We start from the raw sequence: 3442 nt of genomic DNA, 5'->3' as shown, positions 1-3442 counted from the left end.
GTTGTTATGAGTTAATTTTTGTTTTCTTCCGATCTGATATTCATGGTTTATTTTTTTTTATTAATTTATAATTGATAATTGATAATTACCTCTGGTTAAAACCGAGAGGATTGAATATAATAAATATTGTCTTTTTTCCCTTAAAAGGGAAGATTTTAAACCTGAATTCTTTAATTATTAATTATTAATTATTAATTCTTTGGTAACTACTAAATTAATGAAAATATAAAAAAACTAAACCATGAATGTCAAGACAAAAAGTTCTAACCTAAATAATCCCATAACTCGCTTTTATTCCGAAGAAGAACGAAATTTGCGCATCGATCTTGCTGCTGCTTACCGCTTGATTCACTACTATGGGATGACAGACATGATCTACACCCATATTTCCGTGCGCATTAAAGAGGAGCCACCAATATTCCTCATTAATCCTTATGGTATGATGTTTGACGAAATATGTGCATCAAATTTGGTTCCAGTGGATGCAAATGGCAACAAAATTAATTCGGCAGATGCGGAAGTAAATCCAGCAGGATTTACGATACACAGTGCTATTCATTTAGGTTGCCCTAACGCCCATGCAATCATCCACACCCATACTGTTAGTGGTATGGCAGTTGCGGCGATGGAAGAAGGTTTGTTGCCTCTTAACCAAATTTCTATGGAATTTTATAATCGAGTTGCCTACCATGATTATGAGGGAATATCACTTGACCTTGATGAGCGAGAAAGACTTGTGGCATCTCTGGGAGACAAGAAATGTTTAATCCTCCGTAACCACGGTCTTTTAACTGTAGGTGAAACAGTTGCAGAGGCATTTTACTATATGTACTACCTGAATAAGGCTTGCGAAATTCAGGTTAATGTGTTAAATAGCAACGCCAAACCGATTATACCATCACCTGAGATTTGCGAACATACAGCAAAGCAGTTCGAGGGTCCATTCCTACAGGACAACAAAGAATTCCAACTCGTATGGGAAGCTAATCGCCGTTTGCTTAATCGGCTAGATCCTTCCTATATTGATATTTGACCAAAAAATAAGGTGTAATATCATGTCCAGTTGAATACTTATACTTTGGAGGAGGTAAGGCAGAAGGCAGGAGGCAGGAGGCAGAAGGAAAGAAAAGGTTAGAAGGGAAAAGGTTTTTTGATCACTGATTATCCGGACATGATATAATATAGCATTTTCAAGGATAGTGAGGTACAAATGTTAAAGATAATACCTTTGTAACACAGGCAAGATGCCTGTGACAGGTGTACCTAACTGACTTGACATCCGCCGTATAGAATCCGGTTGAACAGTCGTCCGCAGCGACGATAGGAAGCAATCTCAGGGGTACACGGAGATTGCTTGCTTCCACTCCGTTCCAGTCGCAATGACGCAAGCTATAGTAATTACCCGGATTCTATATAAAGCCTTCCCTTTTAAAGGAATTAAAAAAATATTTGGTTCATTATTTCAAGCTTCTGGGTTGAGCCAGAGGTACTGATAACTGAAATTACCCAATAAGTAGAGAAAATCATGCCATATTCAAACATACAAAAAAACTACGATGTTGTTATCGTCGGTGGTGGACACAATGGACTAATTGCAGCCTGTTATCTTGCCAAAGCGGGTAAATCTGTTTTAGTTCTAGAAAAACACGATAAAGTAGGAGGAGCAGTTGTTTCCCGCCAACTATTTCCGGGTATTGAAGCGAAACTCTCAGTTTATGCTTATCTAGTGGGAATGCTGCCACAAAAAATTATCTCAGATCTAGATTTAGATTTTAAATTCCGACAAAGAAATCCTGCTTCCTTTACTCCATACGAAAAAGATGGAAAGCATGAAGGTTTACTGATTAGTAATAGTGATGAAGCAATTACTAAGAAATCTTTTGAACAACTCACCGGAAATTCAGAAGAGTACCAAAACTATTTCAAATTCCATCAATTACAAAAATCTCTAGGAAAGCATCTTTGGCATTCATTGCTTGAACCGATGCAGACTAGAGAAGAAATTAAAAAGCTTTTTCAAACAGAAGAAGAAAAGCTAGCCTGGCAGCTATTTATGGAGCAACCCTTGGGAGTTGCTATTGAAGAATTCTTTCAAAGTGATTTGGTGCGGGGTTTAGTATTCACAGATGGAACGATTGGCACCTTTACCCATCCCCATGACTCTTCCTTACAACAGAATCGGACGTTTCTTTATCATATTATTGCCAATGGTACAGGAGATTGGTGCGTTCCAGTGGGTGGTATGGGGAAACTGACAGAGGAACTTGTTGCTCAATGCAAAAAAAATGGTGTGGAGATACTCAACCATGCTGAAGTTACAAAAATAGAGCCAGAAGAAGAGCAAGCCACCGTAAAGTTTCAACATAATAACCAAGAAAGCTATATCAGTGGAAAATATGTCTTAGTTAATCTTGCCCCGAAAAAACTTTCGCAACTGTTGAGTGGGTATAATCCTCCCAACGATCCCAAAGATGAAGGATCTTTTGTCAAAATTAATATGGTTTTAAGGAAGTTACCTCGTTTGAAAGCAGATTACGATTCTGTAGAAGCATTTACTGGAACATTCCACGTCAACGAGGGTTATCAAAACATCATTGAGAGCTACAAAATGGCTTGTGAAGGAATGATACCAGAACATCCTCCAGGGGAGTTTTATTGTCATAGTTTAACAGATGATTCTATCCTTTCCCCATCTCTGAGAGCAGAAGGTTATCAGACCCTAACTTTATTTGGGTTGGAAATGCCTTATAGCTTATTTGTTAAAGACAATCAAACAGAGAAACAGAAAGTATTGGAGAGGTATCTTAATGGGGTAAATCAATATTTATTAGATCCCATAAAAGATTGTATAGCGCGGGATGAAAATGGTCAACTTTGTGTTGATATTGCGACTCCAGTGGACGTGGAACGAGAAGTGGGCATTCCCACAGGTCATGTCTTCCATCAATCTCTTTCGTGGCCTTTTGTAGAATCAGAGGAAGAACGGGGAATGTGGGGCGTGGAGATTGGCTTTGATAATATCTTCTTGTGTGGTTCTGGAGCTAAACGGGGTGGGTGCGTTAGTGGAATTCCAGGGCATAATGCAGCGATGAAAATTCTAGAAAAATTCTAGAATTGCAACTCATTAAATTAAATTATGGAAATAAAGATGGTAAGTATACCTAGTATAGAGATTTTACAACTTAATTCAGAAACTGTACCCGAGGGAATTTCCTACTATTCTAGCCTTAATAGTAAAGAATGAGGGTTTTAGACTCCCTCGAACTCACATTAATCTAAGTGAGAAGAAGTTGTAAATCGAACGGACTTATGATCTCAAATCCGGTAGCATCGGAGTAATTAAACCTGAATTTTCGGCCACCAATGGTACTGGGTTATAGCCTTGATTGCAAATTGCTGTGTTAAAAGAACTTGACAACGCTCAAACAGAATTTCTTCTAAC

General features: G+C 38.2%; 2 protein-coding genes. Both read left to right on the top strand.

Annotation, left to right across the window (positions count from 1 at the left end; translation table 11 throughout):
• The first annotated feature begins 241 nt into the window (after positions 1 to 241).
• Positions 242 to 1033 (top strand): class II aldolase/adducin family protein, encoded by a 792-nt coding sequence (locus tag F6K13_RS24390; protein ID WP_124146528.1) that lies wholly within the window; start codon positions 242 to 244, stop codon positions 1031 to 1033.
• Positions 1034 to 1525: 492 nt separating this feature from the next.
• Positions 1526 to 3112: an NAD(P)/FAD-dependent oxidoreductase gene (locus tag F6K13_RS24385; RefSeq protein WP_124146527.1), complete on the top strand. Its 1587-nt coding sequence runs from the start codon at positions 1526 to 1528 to the stop codon at positions 3110 to 3112.
• Positions 3113 to 3442: the final 330 nt, after the last annotated feature.

It is taken from the genome of Okeania sp. SIO2B9, from assembly GCF_010672505.1.
Classification (GTDB): domain Bacteria; phylum Cyanobacteriota; class Cyanobacteriia; order Cyanobacteriales; family Microcoleaceae; genus Okeania; species Okeania hirsuta.
The sequence above is the reverse complement of the archived record's forward strand: the minus strand, read 5'-3'. Positions and strand labels throughout refer to the sequence as shown.